Genomic DNA, 17,909 nt, shown 5'->3' on the forward strand with positions numbered 1-17,909 from the left:
ATTTTTAATGTAATTGTTTCGTTCCTTTATGCAATGTGATTACGACAATCTCTCCCGGAACGCCGAAGCGGAAAGGAATGAAGCCGCCAAGCCCCGTGCTGACGTTGATGGCACGGGTATTCTCATAGTACATGCCGCCCCACTCGGAGTATTTAAAGGCTACCGGCGACCATCCGAACAGTTCGAACTGCATGGCATGGGTATGGCCGCTGAGTGTCAAAGCCGCGTTAGAATGAGGTAATATACGGTTGCGCCATGATGTGGGGTCGTGTTCGAGCATGACGACAAAAGCACTGTCTGACACTCCTGCGAGCGTCTTTCCGATGTCTCCCTTTCTCGGGAAATGCTTTCCGTCTCCGTCGTTTTCCATTCCGGCTATGACGATGCTGTCTGTTCCGCGGAATATCGCACGGTTTTCGTTTCTGAGCAATGTCCACCCCATACGGGTCTGCAATTCGACAGTCTCACGCTCATTGGCTTCCTTCACACTTTGAGGAGCCGCTATGTAATCGGCATAGTCATGGTTGCCAAGCACAGAGAACACACCGTCATGTGCTTTTAATCGGTTGAGTACCGGTATGTGTGGGCGTATCTCTCCGGGATGCATGTTTTGCAAATCGCCAGTGAAAACAATCATGTCCGGCTGCCTGGCATTGATGCTGTCGACCGCACGGCTCAGCAGTCCGGCGCGGCTTCGACCGTATGTGCCCACATGGGCATCGGAAAACTGTACAATCCTGTACCCGTCGAACGATGCCGGCAACGTGTCGGAATAGTAATCTATATGGCGTACATCAAGTTTGCCGAAACTTATGAAAGAGCCGTAAAACAGGACATAAAGGCTTCCTGCGGCAAGAAAGACACCCATTGCCGTACCGTAATTGCGGCGCATTCGGAACACCTTTTGCAAGGCAAGGCCCGCAGATGAGAACATGGCAAAGACAAGTTTGGGCACTACTGTAAGGCCGAGCAGAAACAGATATACGTTTAGTATGGCATTGTCTCTCGGAGCGAAATCGCGCATACATCCCATACAGACAGTGTATATCACCATCGATAGGGATGGCAGCCACCACAACAGTCGCAGCGGCAGGCGTGTCTTGGCACGGATATGGTTCAGATATATGTATATATCCGGTACCAAAATCATGAGTAACAGCGGTATTACTATCTTTGCAATCATGATACTTTTATCTATGATACATTCGTGTTTGTTGTTTTCTTATGTCTCAATCCACATTGGCGGCGAGAAATCTACGCATCATTTCCAACGGCACGCCGCGTCGCATTGAATAATCGCGCAACTGGTCTTCGCCAATTTTTCCGATGCTGAAATAACGGGCGGCAGGGTGGGCGATGATCAGTCCGGAAACGCTTGCATGCGGTTTCATGGCGCCGCTTTCAGTCAGTCTTATGCCGATGTCGGCCATGCCGATAAGCCCGGCGATAATAAAGTTGATACCGGTGTCGGGCAAAGAGGGATATCCCACTGCCGGACGGATGCCGGCAAAACGCTCGGCGTGCATCTCTTCAATTGTCAGGCACTCATCGGGGGCATACCCCCAAAGGTTTTTCCGCACCTGTTCATGTAGGCGTTCGGCGGCCGCTTCGGCCAGACGGTCGGCCAGAAGTCTGGTCATCATCTTCATATATCCGTCGGACTCGAAGTCGGTTTCAAGCCCGATGTCCACCGTAGTGGCAAATACGCCCATGCTATCTTTTGCTCCAGATGACGCAGGACGCACGAAATCGGCAAGACAAAGGCAGTGTCCGGCAGTTCCTGCGGCATGTTGTTGGCGGAGCATCGGTATACGGACATCGCCTATGATAATGTCGTCTCCATCGCTCGCGGCATTGTCAATGACAACAATTCCATGGACGCGGTAATGCCCGTCAAGCCGTGACAGTATGTTCTCGGCCTCTATGCGTATGCGGGTTTGCTCTTCATGGTCGCGCAATTGCCATGCGAAATAGAAATAAGGCCAGTTGATGTAAGGTACAAGCTCGCCTATCTCATATCTCATTATATGTCTTGTCACTGTATCCCGGTTATCTGAAATCCACCGCACGGCCGACACGGCAACTGTCCACACGGCCATTCTCATATACTGTATGGCCGTTGCATATAGTGGCGGCTACGGTCCAGCCGAATGTCATTCCCTCAACGGGACTCCATCCGCACTTGCTCTCTATCATGTCTGCGGTGACGGTCATCGGTGTGTGCCGTACTATTGTTATATCGGCCTTATATCCCTCACGGATGAAACCGCGGTCACGGACACCGAACAGGCGTGCCGGATTATGACACATAAGTTCCACCATCCTTTCGCGGGTGAGGATGCCGGCATCCGTAAGAGTGAGCATTGCCGGTAGCGAGAACTGTATCATAGGCATACCGGACGCAGCCTTGTCGCACCCTCCTTCCTTATCGCATGACAGATGCGGGGCATGGTCTGTGGCCACTGTGTATATGCGGCCGTCGGTAAGCGCATGTCGCAAAGCATCCCTGTCGGACATGGTCTTTATTGCAGGATTAACCTTTATGCGTGCCCCGAGTCGCGAATAGTCCTCATTGCAGAACAACAAATGGCCGACGACAACTTCAGCGGTGATTTTAGTTCCGGTGGAGAAAAGTTCGAGTTCACGGGCTGTGGTAAGATGGGCCACGTGTAAACGGGCGTCATACTGCCGGGCAAGAGATACTGCCAGGGACGTACTTTGGTAGCAACTCTCGGCCGAGCGTATTTCGGGATGAAGGGAAATGTCGGGAAAGCTTTGATCGGATAAACGTGCCTGCTCCATGTTTCGGTCGATAATGGACGTGTCTTCGCAATGTGCCATGAGTGGTAAACGTGCCGTTCGGAATATCTGTTCGAGTGCTTCGCGGCGGTCTACGAGCATGTTGCCGGTTGAAGAGCCCATGAATAGTTTTATACCCGGAATGCGATGGGTGTCAAGATGGTCGAAAAGCGGCTGATTGTCGTTTGTGGCTCCGAAAAAGAACGAGTAGTTGACATAGCTGCTGCGTGAGGCAATGGCAAACTTCTCGTCGAGCGCTTCGAGCGTTGTTGTCTGCGGCACGGTGTTGGGCATGTCGAAATATGTCGTCACTCCACCTGCTGCCGCTGTTCTGCTCTCGCTCTCCATGTCGGCTTTGGCGGTCAATCCCGGTTCACGGAAATGCACATGAGTGTCTATCACACCGGGAATAACGAGACAGCCCGACGCATCTATCGTTTTGTCGACAGGTACACCGGGCTGTTGTTTGTTATTGTTTATTTGTAATATATAATCGTCTTCGATGATTATTGAACCTGAGAATGCTTTATTCTCGTTGACGATAGTCGCGTTTTCTATTAATGTTCTCATTGTCGTTTTATCACTGGATGTCGCCGGACAACTCTGTGTTTTCCGTCGAATCAACCGAAGATTCAGGCATCGTCTGTTCTTCTTCCGCTATCGGTGCCGGCATTTCATCCGACGGGTCGAGACCTTGCATGCGGTTCTCGTTATCGGTTGCGGTCTGATAATAGTCCTTTACGTATGGATTGTTTTTGAACTTTTCCGTGGCTTTGCTCATGATATCCTCTATCTGCGGTGTGAGGATAGGGTATCTGTAACCGCTGGTTATCATCATGAATACTCCCGGTCCGAGCACGTTGTCGAAGTTTTCAACAATGAAAGTGGTGACAAGTTTGTCTTCTTCCTTGGCTATCTTGCCGGCCTCACGTGACAACTCTTCGTTGATAATGTGTTCTTCTATGCCTTCAAGCATCATCTGGCTTTGGCGGTGAGACAGTTCGCTCATGCGGTTGTCGAGTTGATTGTGCTTTTTGAGAAACTGGTATAACTTCTCATTCAGCGGTGTTCCGCTAACTGTCTGTGTCGCATTGTCTATCTTGATTGTTATTTGCCCGCTTTCGAGTACTACCGGCATGACACTTTCATCACCGATGAACAGTGTTGCCATGCGCACGGTGTCGAGGACTCCGGAAAGTTGGAAACGGCCGTGCACGACATCACAGGAGTCAATTGTCTTTATCTCGTTTGACTTGACGGTTCTGAGATACATCATGTTTCCGTCAAGTGACGATATGGAAGAAGAGCCCTGTACGTTATAGGATTCGGCACATGATACCATCATTACCACAACAGCCAGTGCGTATAAGATTTTATTCATAGAAACAATTTTGTTCATTTGTCTTCGACAAAATTACAATGATATATCGACGTACGGAATTTTTTTTATGCTATTTAAAACATTTAGCCTTTCTTTTATATTTTTTTTGCCTCTTTATCGAGTTCTTTGCTTATCCTGTGCACCACATAAAACTGTAAAACAGCGGCGACAAGAAGAGTCACGACCCAGTTGTTATGAATATATTTAATATAGGTAAGCATGTCAAGCTTGAAAGGATTGCCGTGTCCGGCATACATGAGTAGGGCCGAAGCGAGCAATAAGACATCACTGAAAATCATTATACGGCGCAATCGTTGTATAGCGATGTTTCGTCCTTCGTATTTCTGGCGGAACTGCATCAAGACAAAAGCGATGGCTCCCATGGCGAATAAATACGGTGCCCATGAGTACATAAATATACTTGCCACGCTGCCAATGACCATCATTAAAGCTCCGAGAAGCAGGATTATGTTTTCTATTTTATTCAGTTGTTTCATCGGTTGGAATGTGTGTTGTCGGTTTGTCGTCACTTAACACGAAGATGTCCTCATCGTCCATTTTCATAAAATAACGCTCCCTTGCTATTTTCTCTATTGCCTTTGGGTTTCTGTCCAGTTCTCTCAGGCGGGTCTTGTCGCGTTCATAATCGGCGGTATAGCGCTCTATGTCACTTTTCAACTCGTTTATTTTCTGCTTATTCCTGAAATGATTCCAGACACTGTTCTCGTCGGCAAAGCCCACAATGGCAATCGCTCCGATTACAACCACGACATATTTCAGCGAATGGGAGCGGCGTATATAATTGAAAACGGTCTTGACGATTCTCATTATTTCCTGTTATATATTTCTGCAAAGATAATGTTTTTTTCGGAATTTTCAGTCTTTGCATATCAACATTAAGGTTTCTTAAAAACTGACGCTTATAGAGGCTTAAGCGTATATACATGGAAATAAGTCCGGTATGGTGATCGGAATATAACTTGATTTAGATGTATTGGGAAACAAATCCGGCTTTGAAACAATTCCGAAAGAGTATGAAACAAACGTCAAAGAATGTACAATGTATTTATATTAATTTTGTGGACAGAATGAGACGCGGTGGTGTCTTTAAAGGGAATAATGGAGTTTAATATACCATAATATATTTGAAATATGAAAATACGACTGTTTAAAATGTTTATTATGCTTGCTGTTTTCTTGTTGACGGCAGGCAAGGTCTCGGCGCAGGAACGGCGCCCCGTGGATGACAGACATCCGCTTTGGTTGATACATGTGGATGTATGGAATCAGGCTGATCCGCAAAAGATTATCAATCTTATTCCTGACGACATAAAACCGTATGTATGCCTTAACCTGTCTTTGTCGTGCAGCTATGATAAAGAAAAGGATGTGTATATGAGGCCGCAGAGTGCCGTTCGCACGTTTAAGTCGTGGGCTACGGTATGTCAGGCCAATAAGATGTGGTTTTCATGTCAGCCTGCCAGTGGCGGTCATACCCATATAAAGGATGACGATCTGGAAACATTTGAATATTTCTACAAGCGTTACCCAAACTTTCTCGGGTGGAATTTCGCTGAGCAGTTCTGGGGCTTTGACGAGCCGAACGATAAGAGTTCCAGTACGCAGCTTGATCGGTTGGAGCTTTTCTCCAAGTTAGTGCCGATGGCGCATAAGTATGGCGGCTTCCTTACTATCAGTTTCTGCGGAAACATCTGGTCGCACGGCCTCAACCCGGTGGGCATGATGAAGCGCAATGCCGCATTATTGCAGGCGTGCAGAGACTATCCCGAGGCAATATTATGGCTCTATAAGTATACTACATCATCGTGCTTCTATAACAACGAGAGTGTGACTTTCTCGCCGTTCATCTCCGGATTGGCAAAGAACTATGGCGTTCGGTATGACAATTGCGGATATAATGGTGCGCTTGGTGATATACTTGGTGAAGGGCACGGACGCAAATATCCCATTGCTGCCGGCATAGGTACCGTGATGGAGCAGACCTGTGTTAACGGTGGTGCGGTATGGGACGGCCCGGAACTGATATGGACAGAGGATTTCCAGAACCTTAGCAACTCTACTGTTGACGGATATACACGGCGTAACTGGGGCACGTTCCCCGGATTTGACAACGCATGGATAGACATGTTCCGCAAGATAATAGACGGTACAATGTACATTCCTACACGGGAGGAAGTTGTGAAACGCACAAAGATTGTTGTCGTAAATGATGTCGAGAATGGCAGCGATGAGGATAAATACGCTTCGTGGGGAACTCTTTATGACGGACTTTACAAGCAGGACGACCCGTTCAACAAGGACAACGGGCAATGGCATAACAACTATTGGTACTTGAAGAAGACCGCTAGATATGGCACCATTCCCGTGGCTGTGGAGCTTTATGACGATTTGGCGAAAGCTATTCCGGTGGTAGTTAAAAAGTCGGAACGTTCAACAAGGTGGTCTACGGAAGGGAAAAAGGTTGAAGAATACAATAAGATGTATCCGGAAATGAGTTCCGGCGACCTGTTTGTGTCACGACATAGGAACCAGCTTGTCGTATATACCCCTTATACATATTTAAATAGTAAGACTACGGCTTCGGCAACTGTTCCGTTGGAATATAATACTTGCGACAGGCTGCAACTTACTTTCGGGCAGTTGTGCAGTGGCGTTATACGTGAATATGCGGACCATATAGACTGCTACTTGAATAATTATCGCACGGACGTGACAACGAATGTGGTTGATAAAATCGTGTTGGAAGGAGTGACATCCGAGCCGTCTTATAAAATGACCAAGCGTGGAAAAGCAACGGCGTTGGCAACAGCAAAATGGGATGAGGCAAACGGTGTGTATACATTGGAGGTGAAGCACAATGGACCTGTCGATGTGACAATAGACTGTGCCGGTGCGGCGACGGGGCGTAATACGGATGTGTTGCCTGCAAACGCTTTGACGGATAATCTTCCGAAACAGCCGGGAGAATATGCAGGTGAGCTTATTATAGAAGCGGAAGACATGGACTTTAAATATATAAAGGAGTGCGTCGTGCTGCCTTATTACAATCGTCCGAATGTCAGGGGATTCAGTGGCAATGGCTTTATGGAGATGGGGACGAACCGTTCGGGCAGTCTGCGGCACACTACTGATAAGCTGCAGGCGGGTACTTATGACATAACAGTGCGATATAGTTCTCCAAACAAGGCCGGCCGACTGAAAGCTTCCATAGGAGGGAAGGAATACACTTTGTCTTGTGAGAAGACCGGAACCAACCAGTGGCAAAAAGCAACATTTACAGCTGAAATTGCGGGAGGTTCCAACAGGCTGACCATTACCAATACGGATGGGGCGGATATGATGATAGATCAGGTGGTATATGCGCCTCAGGGAACTCCGGAAGAGGAATATCTCGTGACAATACGTGATGTGGAGCATGGCAAGGCGACGGCCAGTGTAAGCAAGGCGGCAGAAGGTTCAGAGGTAATGCTTACTGTACAGGCAGATGAAGGATATGCGCTTGCAGGTTGGGAGGTTATTCACGGCAATGTGTCGATAGGTGATGACCTTACATTTACCATGCCTGATGATAATGTTACGTTGCGTCCGTTGTTCGTAGATGTATCTTCCGTATATAAGCTTGACTTTGCAAAGGTGGGTACAGGTGCGATGCCGGAGGGATGGCGTGCTGTGCAAGGTAGCGGTGAAGTGCATGAGTATCCCAATACTTACGGTCAAGGTTCGCGTGCATTCTCTGGTTTCAACGGCTATCAAGGCAAGGCATTGTATTGGCGTGAGAACTGTGCCGAGTACGGTCGTCAGGATGCTTATCCACTTACACTGTCGCCCGGCACTTACAAGTTGTCGTATGCCGTCGCGGCATGGAAGGGCCAGCCGGGTTATAGAGTTGCCGTGCTTGATGCTGCCGGCAACGCCGTGGCGACATCATCGGTTCATACAGCGACTCCGAATGCCAATGGAAGTACTACTGCCAATGTGAGTGCGGCCGTATGTTATGAGCTTGATGTGAATATAAATAAAGAAGGTAAATACATTATCAGTTTCCAAAATTCAGGTGATGGTTTCAATGAATACCTGCTCTTGGAATGTAAATTGTCAAATGAAGACTTGGTAAATATCAGTCAAATCGTGGATGATGCCGATGAAGACGTGATTGGAATTTATAGTATAGATGGTGTGAAACGTTCCGGTTTGCAGAAAGGATTGAACATATTGCAGCTTCGTGGAGGAAAGACCAGAAAAGTGATATGCAGATAATAATAAGGAAATAAAAAAACAATACTTAAATAATAACGATAATGAAGAAAATCAGTTTAATTTTATGGGCTGTACTATCTGCTGTGACGATGACGGCACAGAACCCTTATCTGCCACTGTGGGAACATCTTCCCGATGGTGAGCCTCGTGTGTTTGAGGATCCGGATCGTCCTGGTAAGTATCGTGCTTATATCATCGGGTCGCACGACGTGACTTATTCCGCCTATTGCGGTAATGACATCCGTATGTGGTCGGCACCGGTAGAAGACCTTAGTCAATGGCGTGACGAAGGTCCTATCTTCACCTGGTTTGTCGATGGGCAGTGGGACACGATGTTCGCTCCCGACCTCGTGGAAGTGAAAGATCGTAAGACGGGAAAGAAGACATATTATCTCTATCCTCATTCGCGCGGTTGGCGTCGTGTCGCCATGGTTTGCAAAGGAGACAGGCCGAACGGTCCTTTCACTCCCGTTAACCTCACTGACGATGGCCGGCAGTGCCTTCCCGGTTCGCTTATAGATTTTGACCCGTCGGTATTTATCGAGAATATAACCGATAAACGCGATAAAGACTACGACCGTGGCTTCCGTGCATACGTGTTTTATGGTTTCCGCCACAGCACGGCATACGAGCTTGATCAGGATAACATGTATGCTGTCCGTCCGGGTACGGAGGTTCATGACTATTTCATTCCTGCCAGTGAGCGTTACGGAGTGGTGCGCGACCCGGAAGGAACGCAATATCCGGCGTTGTATAAAGACCAGAACCCAGGCGACTTCAATTTCTTTGAAGCGTCATCCATTCGTCAGGTTGGTAATAAGTATGTGATGGTATTCTCCGGATACAGCGGTCCCGATTACGGACTTGGCTCAACCAATTCCGCTCTGCGTTATGCTTTCGGTGATTCTCCGTTAGGGCCTTGGCGCTCGGGCGGTGTGTTGGTAGATTCGCGTGGTGTGGTGCCGAATGAAGACGGAACGCGCCTTGTAACCACCAATGCCGCTCACAATACTCACGGCTCTTTGCAGGAAATAAACGGTCAGTGGTATGTGTTCTATCATCGTCCGCCGCGTGGTTTCGGTAATGCCCGTCAGGCAATGGTCGCTCCTGTGAAGATTACATGGGACAAGAAGAAAGTGTCAGACGGCGGTATGGTGCGCATCACGGCATACGATCCATATACTAAGAACAATGAATGGACGGCTTCTGCGTCCAATGGCATGACCTATACCGGTGCGGAAGTGACCAGCGAGGGCTTCCAGATATTCGGTCTTCCGCCATACCGTTACTATTCGGCCGGCTTGGCTTGCTATATGACAGGCAACGAGTGGATGCAGGATAATCACGACGTATGGAATGATGGCATGGATTTGGCGGGTATCAATAATCGTGGTATTGTGGGATTTAAGTATTTCGGTTTCGGTGGATTGGATAAGGACACAAAGGGTGTCAAGGCTTTCACCGGAACGAAAAAGGGCAATGGCACGTCTCTTTGTCTTGACTTGACTCCGGGTGGAAACGGTGCGTTTACTATTCGTGTGATGCTCGACGGCCCCTATGCCAACGATACATGGAAAGGCCGTGAGATTGGTTCAATCGACATTCCGGCCGGTGCACGCCGTGAGCGCACCGTTTATAATATACCTGTTCCGGAGGTGGACGGATTGAAAGGCAAGCATGCCATATATCTTGTGACAGAGGGACCGGAAGTAAAACAACCCAAGCAGGATCCTCGCGCTCAGCGTCAGCCCCGTCAGCCTCAGCGTCCTGTCGGATTGTTCGACCTTCACGGTATAGGTTTTTCCAAGTCTGACATGCCGTTCAAGCGTCCTGTCGTTCCTACTGTTACCATTATGGCCGATGGCAAGACTCTAAATATTCCTGCCACTCCGATACGTACCAGCAATGCGAACGGACTTACGGATGCCATCCGTTATCAGGTATACGCTCCGCTTACGGCCGGTTCCAAGATTACCGTTAAGGCGTCAGACCCGTCTGTAAAGGCTGAGGTAAGCCCCGTAATTGAGGGACGTGCAACTGTAAAGTGCACTTATAATGGTAAGGAGAAGATATATCTGATAAACTAATATTTGGCATAATATTGGATAAAGACTGAAATTTATCTATAAAACCGGAAATGGGAGCGTCATCGGTGGCGCTCCCATTTCCGGTTTATTATCCCAATGTCGTTGTGTGATTGCGGCGGTATAAGACTATATCGGCATTCCGATTTCATTTTTATTATCTTATTCCCCAGTAATTATAAGCGACTTTGCTTTCTACTTTGTACTCTATTCCGTCCGGCAGATTACAGAAGAAGTCTATGCCGGTGCGGGCTTCAAGCTCGTCGATTGTTATCACATAGTTGCGTAAATTGTCTTTCGACTGGTCTGTGTTTTTGTGCTCTGCCCAAAAAGCGAGAGCTGAATACTTGCCCTTTTTCTTTGATAGTAACGCCATGTAGAAATATTTCGGTACAATCATTTTGCCTTGGATGCGTGTCAGTATCTGGCTCTCGTTGTCTATTGTGCCGCCTTTGCACACAAATAGGGTATCCCCGATAGTATTCGGAGTCCAGTCCCTTACTTTCTGTTCCATTACAGCCCATAGTTTGGCATTGAACGCGTTTCGTTGCGGTTGCATATTTGTCATGTAGAAAGTCTGATAGTTTGCCTCTTTTGAATACTGACGGTCGGCAGACGGGCATATATGGCCGTGGTCATATCCGGAGCGCACAAATAAATCGTCGCTCCATCTGTATTGTGCCGGTAGTTGCGGGTCGTATGGGTATTGTCGCTCGTTTGGATGATTACCGGGGTTTCTGTTAGGGTCATATCGCCCGGCATTGCCTTTGTATGTGTGCTGTTTGTCATAGTTGGAGTGGTGATGGTCCACCATCATGTAGCACGACCAGCGTTGCGATTTCTTCTCCGTGTCCCATTCCACGCAGTAGTTTAGGCCGTAAGTATCGCCTGAATAATACTTCAGTATGATGCTCTTTCCGTTTTTTACTTTAGGAAATTCCAGTCGTGCGAGTTCCGGATTAGCCGCTGTTACAATGTTTTTGTTCACGTTTGCATTATAATCAATGCCTCCATTATCATCATCGTCATTACATGATGTGAATGTGAAAGTGATTGCTGCGTAAACTAACAATGTCGATACTTTGAATAATCTATTCATATTTGTTATTTATATAGAAACAGACTGCAAAATTAAGTGTAATTTTGCAGTCTGCCAAATATAATTATATTTCTGTTGTAAAAATATTATATATAAGTTTCAAGGAATAAAAATCCCGATGCGTATTTAATACGCATCGGGATTTTTGTTATGGATATAAACGTATTATTCTGCGTATGAAATAGCCATTGATTTTATACGGAATTGAGATGCGGTGCCATTACCTTCATGGGCATTCTTGATGACAAATTTGTTGTTGCCGATGCTTTCAATCTTTACTATATTATCTTTGAATGATACATTTCCGCTTGTGCATGTAACTTTTTCTTCGGCGTTACATGTGATATTATTATATACATCTACTGTTACGGTAATATCTTTGACCGGTTTAACAGCATTTATGTCAATGGAATTTTGCGGATACATCCGGAATGTACCGCCGCCCCCTGTGTAATATGCGGGAGCCGTAGCTCCGTCACCTTTACTGAATGTGAGCGTTGTTCCATCTGTTAATGTAAGTGTGGTTAGTAAAGTCTGGTTTGTCAATCCAAACGAGTTGGGATCTACGATGAATGCGTTCGGGTCATCAATGTCGCCTCCGCCTGTACTTCCGCCGTTCTTTGTCAATGAATACAGATAACTTTCGTTTGGAACGGTTTCGGGAGTTGGGACGCCCTGTGTACCTACGTATTTAGTGAGTTTTCCGCATACTACGACATCGTCTCCGACAGCGATGTTCTCACCTTCGGTATACTTCACGTTGTCCAGATAGAGAGTGCGGAATACGTAGAACTGATTGTTTGTTGTGCCATCGTCAGAGATATTGAATGTGGCATTACCAAATTGAGTGCTGAATGTCTCTTTTATAGAAGAAATCTTACCCTTGATGTAGACTACTTCAGATTGCTCGTTGTCGCCGAGCGACATTGCGAGTTGGTTGGCTGCTACACTGTTGAATGGATTTTCAAGCGTACCGTCTCCTTTGGCTTCCCCTGTTATCGGTGGCTGGCCACCTTCCGAAGATGTTTTGCCGTTTATTGAGTAGATATATGCTTTATTCTGCACTGTCTCAGGAGTGTTACCCATATAGTTTGTAACTTTTCCGCATACAACCACCTCGTCACCTTCTTTGAGCAAATCTCCACTTGTGTATTTCTTGTTGCCAAGGTATAAAGCACGGAATATATAGAACTTGTTCGTGCTTGTTTCCGTATCTGCGATATAGAAAGCGGCGTTACCGAATTGTGTAGTGAAGTTTTCCTTTATTGATACAACTTTTCCTTTGATGTATATATCTGTGGCTGATTCCTCACCGGAAGCCAATTTAGATGTATATTCATTTGCGGCAATTGCATTGAATGGATTTGCCAATGTTCCGTCTCCGGTCGGCTCTTCTGTTGATGGCGTTTCCTCTCCGCTTCCTCCGGGAATATCATACGGTTCTGGTACATCTTCACAGCTTGTGAATGTGCATGTCGCCATTGCTATGGCGAATATTGAATATAATATCTTTTTCATAAATGTTTGTTTTAATGTATTTATTATAATTATGATACGTTTAATTACCGTTTTCGTTGTTTATAACCTCAACATCGCTTCCTTCGCGCAGCAGTATCTGCCATGTATATCCTTTTTTAGGGTCGTTGGCGTATACGGTGAATATACCGGTAAGGTTTATTTTCCCTGTCGGCATCACCTGGGCGGCGAAGTCGGCATATGTGCTTGAACGCACCACAAACGACGCATAGCTGCCGCTCATGGGCACTTCCCCGTTCACTGCGATAGAGCGGCTCACACCGTTGCCGGCGTCTTTTTCAGCATCGCTTGCCCAGACTTTTGTACCGTCGGCCTCGGCCATTGTCACGCCTTTCACGGTCATGAGCTTGCCGCGGCACGCTTTCACGTAGTCGGCATCCTGCATGCGCGTCACATCAAACACCTCGGGTACGACAACCTCTGTCTTTGACGGATTCACATATTTGAAATGGCGTTGCCACAGCACACGGCTCATACGGCTGGGGAAAGTCTTTCCCGATGCGTTGGTATATGAAACGCCGATTTGCGGCTGGTTGCCATACAGGCCTATGTGCAGGCCTTTGAGGTCTACGAGTATCTCCTTGCCGACAGGCAGGTAGCCGTACAGGCCGCCTTGGGCAATGCAGATAAGTATCGCGCCCGTGGCGTCTTTCACCGCCACCTCGTTGTAGATATTGCCTTCAATGTCGTTTCCGGTAATCACTACTTTTATTTGCACGTCATCTTTGATGAGAACAGTATCGTTGGCGTTTGTCATCGGGTTGACATACCGCTGCAAAAGCTCGGCCACAGTTATGACGTTTGTTTCTTTCAGCTCCGGGTTCCCGTATGCGTTCTGAGTGTCGGGAGCGGTCCAGTCGGTGTCAAATCCATAATCTTCTCCGCCCATGCACCCTGTAAGCACCGCACAGGCGAAAGCCGCGAGAATATATTTTATCTTTTTCATGTTCGTAGCTGTTTTAGAATTTATATGTAATGTTCAGCATACCGTTTGTTCCGTAGGCATAGAACTTCATCGGGTTCTTCGAGAACCTGTATGTTCTCGTGTTTCCGCTTTGCGTGTAGTCGCTGCGGCTCTGCTCATATCCTCCGGTGACAATGTCGCGGTTGTTGAGCACGTTGGTCACCATCAGGTTGATAGACAGAGAGCCTTTTTTGAGGTATATGCTGCGGCCGATGGACGCGTCGAGCATAAATCCGCCTTTGCCCTTGGTCTGGTCAAGTACTCCCGGGAGGATGTTGCCTTCATTGTCGAATATCTCCAAGCCTGCGTCATGACGGTTTTGCAGCGAGCTTTCGTAGCGGTAGCTCGGAGAGTAAGACAGGTATATGCGGTCATAGTAGTTTCCGTTCAGGTCTATGTACCATCCGTTAGAGTGGTAGCTCAGTCCGAGACTCAGTGCCGTGAGTGGAGTTCCGTTCTCGCGCATATCCTTGTTGTAGCATATTTCCTCGGTATACTTGGCCGATGTGGAGTTCATGTAGCGCACGTTCGAGTTGTCTGCATACTTTGCCTCGCTCATCTGTCCGAGCAGTTTCACGCTGAATGCCGAGTTGATCTTCACGTTTGCTCCAAGCTCCACTCCGTAATACTCTTTCTCCACGTCTGTGAACGAAATATATGTGAACGAGTTTACGTCGTCATAATAGAAGTTCTGCCATTCCGTTCCGTCGGTGATTTTGGAGTAGTATCCGCTTAGCGAGAGGTTGAGCCATGACGAGCGCAACTGGTATCCAACCTCGGCAGACATCACTTTCTCGTTTTTCAGGTTTGTCACGAAGTCGTTGTTGATTTCCGGTGCGGCAAAGGCAGCCGACGGAGTGGGGGTGCGCAGTTCGTAACCTACGCCGAGTGCCACCGTGTTTCCTCGTCCGAGGTTTATGTTGGCTCCCGCTTTAGCTCCGCCGTCGAGGAAGCGTGCCGTGCCGCTCTTTCCGTAAGAGTTGTTTTTTGCCAGTCCGTTGCGCATCTTTCCGTCACGCTGCATTGATGTAGCGCCCACGCGTCCGCTGACGAAAGCGTGTACCGACTTGATGTTTGTCTTATATGTGGCCCATGCGTTTGCCTTGTCTACGAGTATGTTGTAGTTGTATCCGAACTTGTCTCCCTCGCGCACTTCTGCGTTCGGGTTGTTCATGTCATACTGCACCTCGTCTGAGCCTGTCGGGTATGTACCCAGCGCATAGCTGTTTATATTATGGTAGATGTTCGCTCCGAGCAGGTCCTCCATTGTCTGGTAGTGCATGCCTTTTGTTGTCGACAGCGCTATACCGAGGTCGAGCGACGAGTTCTTCGTCAGTTCGGTTTTGAGCGATGACGACAGGTTGAATGCCAGCTGGTCGTTGTTCTTGGCCTGTATGTAGTACATGGCGTCCTTGCCTTGGGCCGCGAGCTGCTGGTTGCTGTAGTACAGTCTGTCCCAGTTTATCTGGCGGTTGGCTTTCGATGCCGTCCAAAAATCGTATGACGCGCGCCAGTCAGCGAGGTTCTGCTCCGTGCGGTTGGTAACATCGTTTTCATCCCATACGTTATAGAAGCTCGACGGCAGGTTTTTCCAATAGTTAGGGTGCGGGTTGTCCGAGTTGCTGTAGTTCAGCTTCGTGCTCTTGTAGTGGCTGTACTTTCCGCTCAGTGCCGTCGTCAGCTTCATATAGTCGTTGATTTTATAGTCCCATGTGAGCAGAGCCGTAGGCGCAAAGTCATTGACTATTCGCGAATTGCGCTTCTTGCCGTTCTGGTATCCCCAGTTGGGGTTGTAGTAACGGTCGTTTGCCAGCCAGTAAGCCTCATCGGTGGCTGCGCCCTGCGACGCACGTTCCGTAGGGTTACCCCATGTCACGAGCGATACGGTGTGTTGGTCGTTTATGATTTTCTCCACGCCGAGGAAATAGGACAGGGAGTTGTAGAACGTGCCTTCCACGTATCCCCTGTTTGCCCAGCGATACATCACTCCGGCCGAGTATGCCCATCCGTTTGCGTTCACTCCCGAGTTGTAGGTGTAGCCTCCGCGCAGTGTGTAGCTGCGGTTGGCGCCGCTCAGTGTGAGCCTGTGGCCGGTGGGCTGTGCCGACGGGCGGAAGTTATAGTTGTTCGAGCCGCCCATTGCCGACATCGAGAAACTGTTCGCCTCGAACGGCAACGCAAACTCCATGTTCCGTGTCTGTGCGTTCAGTCCGCCTATCATTGAGTAGCGAAACTGTCCCGACTCGACATCGTTCATCGGCGCTCCGTTGATGTAAATCTCGTTGTACTTCTGGTTGAAAGCCCGGTATCTGAATCTCACCGGACTGAACAGGTATCCCACCTGGCTTGCGTAGAGGTTGCTGTTAGAGTTGATAATCGTCACGTTCTGCGACATGTCATCGTCTTCTCCCAGTTGAGCCTCGGTGAAAGTGAAGGCCGATTCTCCCGTGTCGACAGGCTTTTGTCCCTCCGTCTCGGTGGTGTTCTGGGCGAAAGCGGTTGCCGAACAGCAGATAGCCATCATTGCTAATCTCAGCTTTTTCTGCATAATTTATAAATTTGTTTGTTTATTATTTTCGCTACAAAGTAACTAAATAAAAATTGAATAATGGTATAAAAGTAGAATAAAATTAGATTAAAAAACATTCAAAAAGTATATATTGTCATTTTATTTCCCGATATTTGCACAAAAATATACATGACCATGAACAGATTTATTTCATTATTGGCGTTTCTGCTCATCATTGTCGGTAGCGGAGCGCAGGCTCAAGAGAGGAAATTCTCCGTATATGCGGTAGGATTCTATAATCTTGAAAACCTTTTCGACACTTGTCATGACGAGGGAAAACGCGACTACGATTTTCTTCCAGAAGGGGCATATAAGTGGAACGGACGCAAGTATGCCAGCAAGCTCGACAACCTTGCCCGTGTGCTTGCCGACATGGGGACCGACGTGTTGCCCAAATCCGTAGGTTGCGCGGTAATAGGAGTGAGCGAGGTTGAGAACGCGAAAGTTCTCGACGACCTCACGGCCCGGAAGCCACTGGCAGACCGAGGATATAAGTATTGCCATATCGAAGGGCCCGACAGCCGCGGCGTCGATTGCGCGTTGCTCTACAATCCGCGTCTTTTCACCGTGCGCGATGTAAAGCTCGTGCCGTACGTGCAGTCTCTCGCCAAGGACAGCAACTTCCATACCAGAGGCTTTCTCACGGTGAGCGGCACTATGGCCGGCGAGCACGTCACGGTGGTGGTGAACCATCTGCCCAGCCGTTTCAACGGCTCTTTCTATCGTGAGCAGGGCGGCCGCCAGTTGCGTCAGCTGAAAGACTCGCTGCTTCGTGAAGATCCGGCGGTGAAAGTGATTGTCATGGGTGACATGAACGATGACCCGATGGACAAGTCGATGGCCGTGGAGCTGGGTGCAAAGCGTAATATTAAAGATGTCGGTGACGGTGACATGTACAATCCATGGTGGGATATACTGGCAAAAGAGGGGCGTGGCACGCTTATGTATAACGGCGGATGGAATCTCTTTGACCAGATAATCCTTTCTCCGTCTCTTCTATGCCGTGACGGAAAGAAAGACTACTCCACACTCAAATATTTCAAGCATCAGATATTCACGCGCGACTATCTGTTCCAGCAGACCGGCAAATACAAGGGCAACCCGCTGCGCACCCATGCCGGCGGAGTGTGGCTCAACGGCTACAGCGACCACCTGCCCACTATCGTTTACCTTGTGAAAGAACAGAAATAGAGTATCGT

At 48.0% G+C, this 17,909-nt stretch carries 13 protein-coding genes; 3 read left to right on the forward strand and 10 right to left on the reverse strand.

Annotated features, from left to right (window positions below):
• Positions 1–4: 4 nt before the first annotated feature.
• The 6 genes from MoGM_RS04940 to MoGM_RS04965 form a co-directional block, all read right to left on the reverse strand.
• Positions 5–1,183 carry a metallophosphoesterase gene (locus MoGM_RS04940; RefSeq protein ID WP_104369014.1) on the reverse strand — a complete coding sequence of 393 codons (1,179 nt, stop codon included), beginning with the start codon at positions 1,181–1,183 and terminating at the stop codon, positions 5–7.
• 46 nt (positions 1,184–1,229) lie between these two features.
• Positions 1,230–2,024, reverse strand: a complete 795-nt coding sequence (locus tag MoGM_RS04945) for a vitamin B12 dependent-methionine synthase activation domain-containing protein (RefSeq protein ID WP_104369127.1) — start codon at positions 2,022–2,024, stop codon at positions 1,230–1,232.
• A 25-nt stretch (positions 2,025–2,049) separates the two neighbouring features.
• Positions 2,050–3,369: a dihydroorotase gene (locus tag MoGM_RS04950; protein ID WP_104369015.1), complete on the reverse strand. Its 1,320-nt coding sequence runs from the start codon at positions 3,367–3,369 to the stop codon at positions 2,050–2,052.
• A 10-nt stretch (positions 3,370–3,379) separates the two neighbouring features.
• The gene (locus MoGM_RS04955; protein WP_104369016.1) at positions 3,380–4,180 is read right to left on the reverse strand and encodes a DUF4369 domain-containing protein; all 801 of its coding nucleotides are present in this window, start codon (positions 4,178–4,180) and stop codon (positions 3,380–3,382) included.
• A 95-nt stretch (positions 4,181–4,275) separates the two neighbouring features.
• The gene (locus MoGM_RS04960; RefSeq protein ID WP_104369017.1) at positions 4,276–4,677 is read right to left on the reverse strand and encodes a hypothetical protein; all 402 of its coding nucleotides are present in this window, start codon (positions 4,675–4,677) and stop codon (positions 4,276–4,278) included.
• On the reverse strand, positions 4,661–5,008 hold the full coding sequence (locus MoGM_RS04965) for a septum formation initiator family protein (RefSeq protein WP_104369018.1): 348 nt from the start codon (positions 5,006–5,008) through the stop codon (positions 4,661–4,663). The genes MoGM_RS04960 and MoGM_RS04965 overlap by 17 nt, the downstream gene beginning before the upstream one ends.
• Positions 5,009–5,362: 354 nt before the next feature.
• Here MoGM_RS04965 and MoGM_RS04970 point away from each other — a divergent pair, with 354 nt between their 5' ends.
• Positions 5,363–8,458 carry a glycoside hydrolase family 98 domain-containing protein gene (locus MoGM_RS04970; RefSeq protein ID WP_233210170.1) on the forward strand — a complete coding sequence of 1,032 codons (3,096 nt, stop codon included), beginning with the start codon at positions 5,363–5,365 and terminating at the stop codon, positions 8,456–8,458.
• Between the two features lie 41 nt (positions 8,459–8,499).
• Positions 8,500–10,545 (forward strand): hypothetical protein, encoded by a 2,046-nt coding sequence (locus MoGM_RS04975; RefSeq protein WP_104369020.1) that lies wholly within the window; start codon positions 8,500–8,502, stop codon positions 10,543–10,545.
• 154 nt (positions 10,546–10,699) lie between these two features.
• Here MoGM_RS04975 and MoGM_RS04980 read toward each other — a convergent pair whose 3' ends face one another.
• The 4 genes from MoGM_RS04980 to MoGM_RS04995 all read right to left on the reverse strand — a co-directional run bounded on the left by MoGM_RS04980 (position 10,700) and on the right by MoGM_RS04995 (position 16,689).
• On the reverse strand, positions 10,700–11,641 hold the full coding sequence (locus tag MoGM_RS04980) for a DNA/RNA non-specific endonuclease (RefSeq protein ID WP_104369021.1): 942 nt from the start codon (positions 11,639–11,641) through the stop codon (positions 10,700–10,702).
• 165 nt (positions 11,642–11,806) lie between these two features.
• Complete coding sequence (locus tag MoGM_RS04985; protein ID WP_199181767.1) at positions 11,807–13,159, reverse strand: hypothetical protein; 1,353 nt, start codon at positions 13,157–13,159, stop codon at positions 11,807–11,809.
• A gap of 40 nt (positions 13,160–13,199) precedes the next feature.
• A complete protein-coding gene (locus tag MoGM_RS04990) occupies positions 13,200–14,123 on the reverse strand; it encodes a DUF5689 domain-containing protein (RefSeq protein ID WP_104369022.1) in 924 nt (307 codons plus the stop codon).
• A gap of 13 nt (positions 14,124–14,136) precedes the next feature.
• On the reverse strand, positions 14,137–16,689 hold the full coding sequence (locus tag MoGM_RS04995) for a TonB-dependent receptor (RefSeq protein ID WP_104369023.1): 2,553 nt from the start codon (positions 16,687–16,689) through the stop codon (positions 14,137–14,139).
• A 156-nt stretch (positions 16,690–16,845) separates the two neighbouring features.
• Between MoGM_RS04995 and MoGM_RS05000 the strand changes: the two genes are divergently transcribed.
• Positions 16,846–17,901, forward strand: coding sequence for an endonuclease/exonuclease/phosphatase family protein (locus tag MoGM_RS05000; RefSeq protein ID WP_104369128.1), 1,056 nt, complete (start codon positions 16,846–16,848; stop codon positions 17,899–17,901).
• Positions 17,902–17,909 lie beyond the last annotated feature (8 nt).

The sequence above is a fragment of the Prevotella sp. MGM1 genome (assembly GCF_002933775.1).
Taxonomy (GTDB): Bacteria; Bacteroidota; Bacteroidia; order Bacteroidales; family Bacteroidaceae; genus Prevotella.

Excerpts from the sequence above, each read along its gene's own strand:
- MoGM_RS04985 (WP_199181767.1), bottom strand. The coding sequence starts at position 13,159 with ATGAAAAAGATATTATATTCAATATTCGCCATAGCAATGGCGACATGC.
- MoGM_RS04950 (WP_104369015.1), bottom strand. The coding sequence starts at position 3,369 with ATGAGAACATTAATAGAAAACGCGACTATCGTCAACGAGAATAAAGCA.
- MoGM_RS04955 (WP_104369016.1), bottom strand. The coding sequence starts at position 4,180 with ATGAATAAAATCTTATACGCACTGGCTGTTGTGGTAATGATGGTATCA.
- MoGM_RS04990 (WP_104369022.1), bottom strand. The coding sequence starts at position 14,123 with ATGAAAAAGATAAAATATATTCTCGCGGCTTTCGCCTGTGCGGTGCTT.
- MoGM_RS04945 (WP_104369127.1), bottom strand. The coding sequence starts at position 2,024 with ATGAGATATGAGATAGGCGAGCTTGTACCTTACATCAACTGGCCTTAT.
- MoGM_RS04980 (WP_104369021.1), bottom strand. The coding sequence starts at position 11,641 with ATGAATAGATTATTCAAAGTATCGACATTGTTAGTTTACGCAGCAATC.
- MoGM_RS04940 (WP_104369014.1), bottom strand. The coding sequence starts at position 1,183 with ATGATTGCAAAGATAGTAATACCGCTGTTACTCATGATTTTGGTACCG.
- MoGM_RS05000 (WP_104369128.1), top strand. The coding sequence starts at position 16,846 with ATGAACAGATTTATTTCATTATTGGCGTTTCTGCTCATCATTGTCGGT.
- MoGM_RS04995 (WP_104369023.1), bottom strand. The coding sequence starts at position 16,689 with ATGCAGAAAAAGCTGAGATTAGCAATGATGGCTATCTGCTGTTCGGCA.
- MoGM_RS04960 (WP_104369017.1), bottom strand. The coding sequence starts at position 4,677 with ATGAAACAACTGAATAAAATAGAAAACATAATCCTGCTTCTCGGAGCT.
- MoGM_RS04975 (WP_104369020.1), top strand. The coding sequence starts at position 8,500 with ATGAAGAAAATCAGTTTAATTTTATGGGCTGTACTATCTGCTGTGACG.
- MoGM_RS04970 (WP_233210170.1), top strand. The coding sequence starts at position 5,363 with ATGCTTGCTGTTTTCTTGTTGACGGCAGGCAAGGTCTCGGCGCAGGAA.
- MoGM_RS04965 (WP_104369018.1), bottom strand. The coding sequence starts at position 5,008 with ATGAGAATCGTCAAGACCGTTTTCAATTATATACGCCGCTCCCATTCG.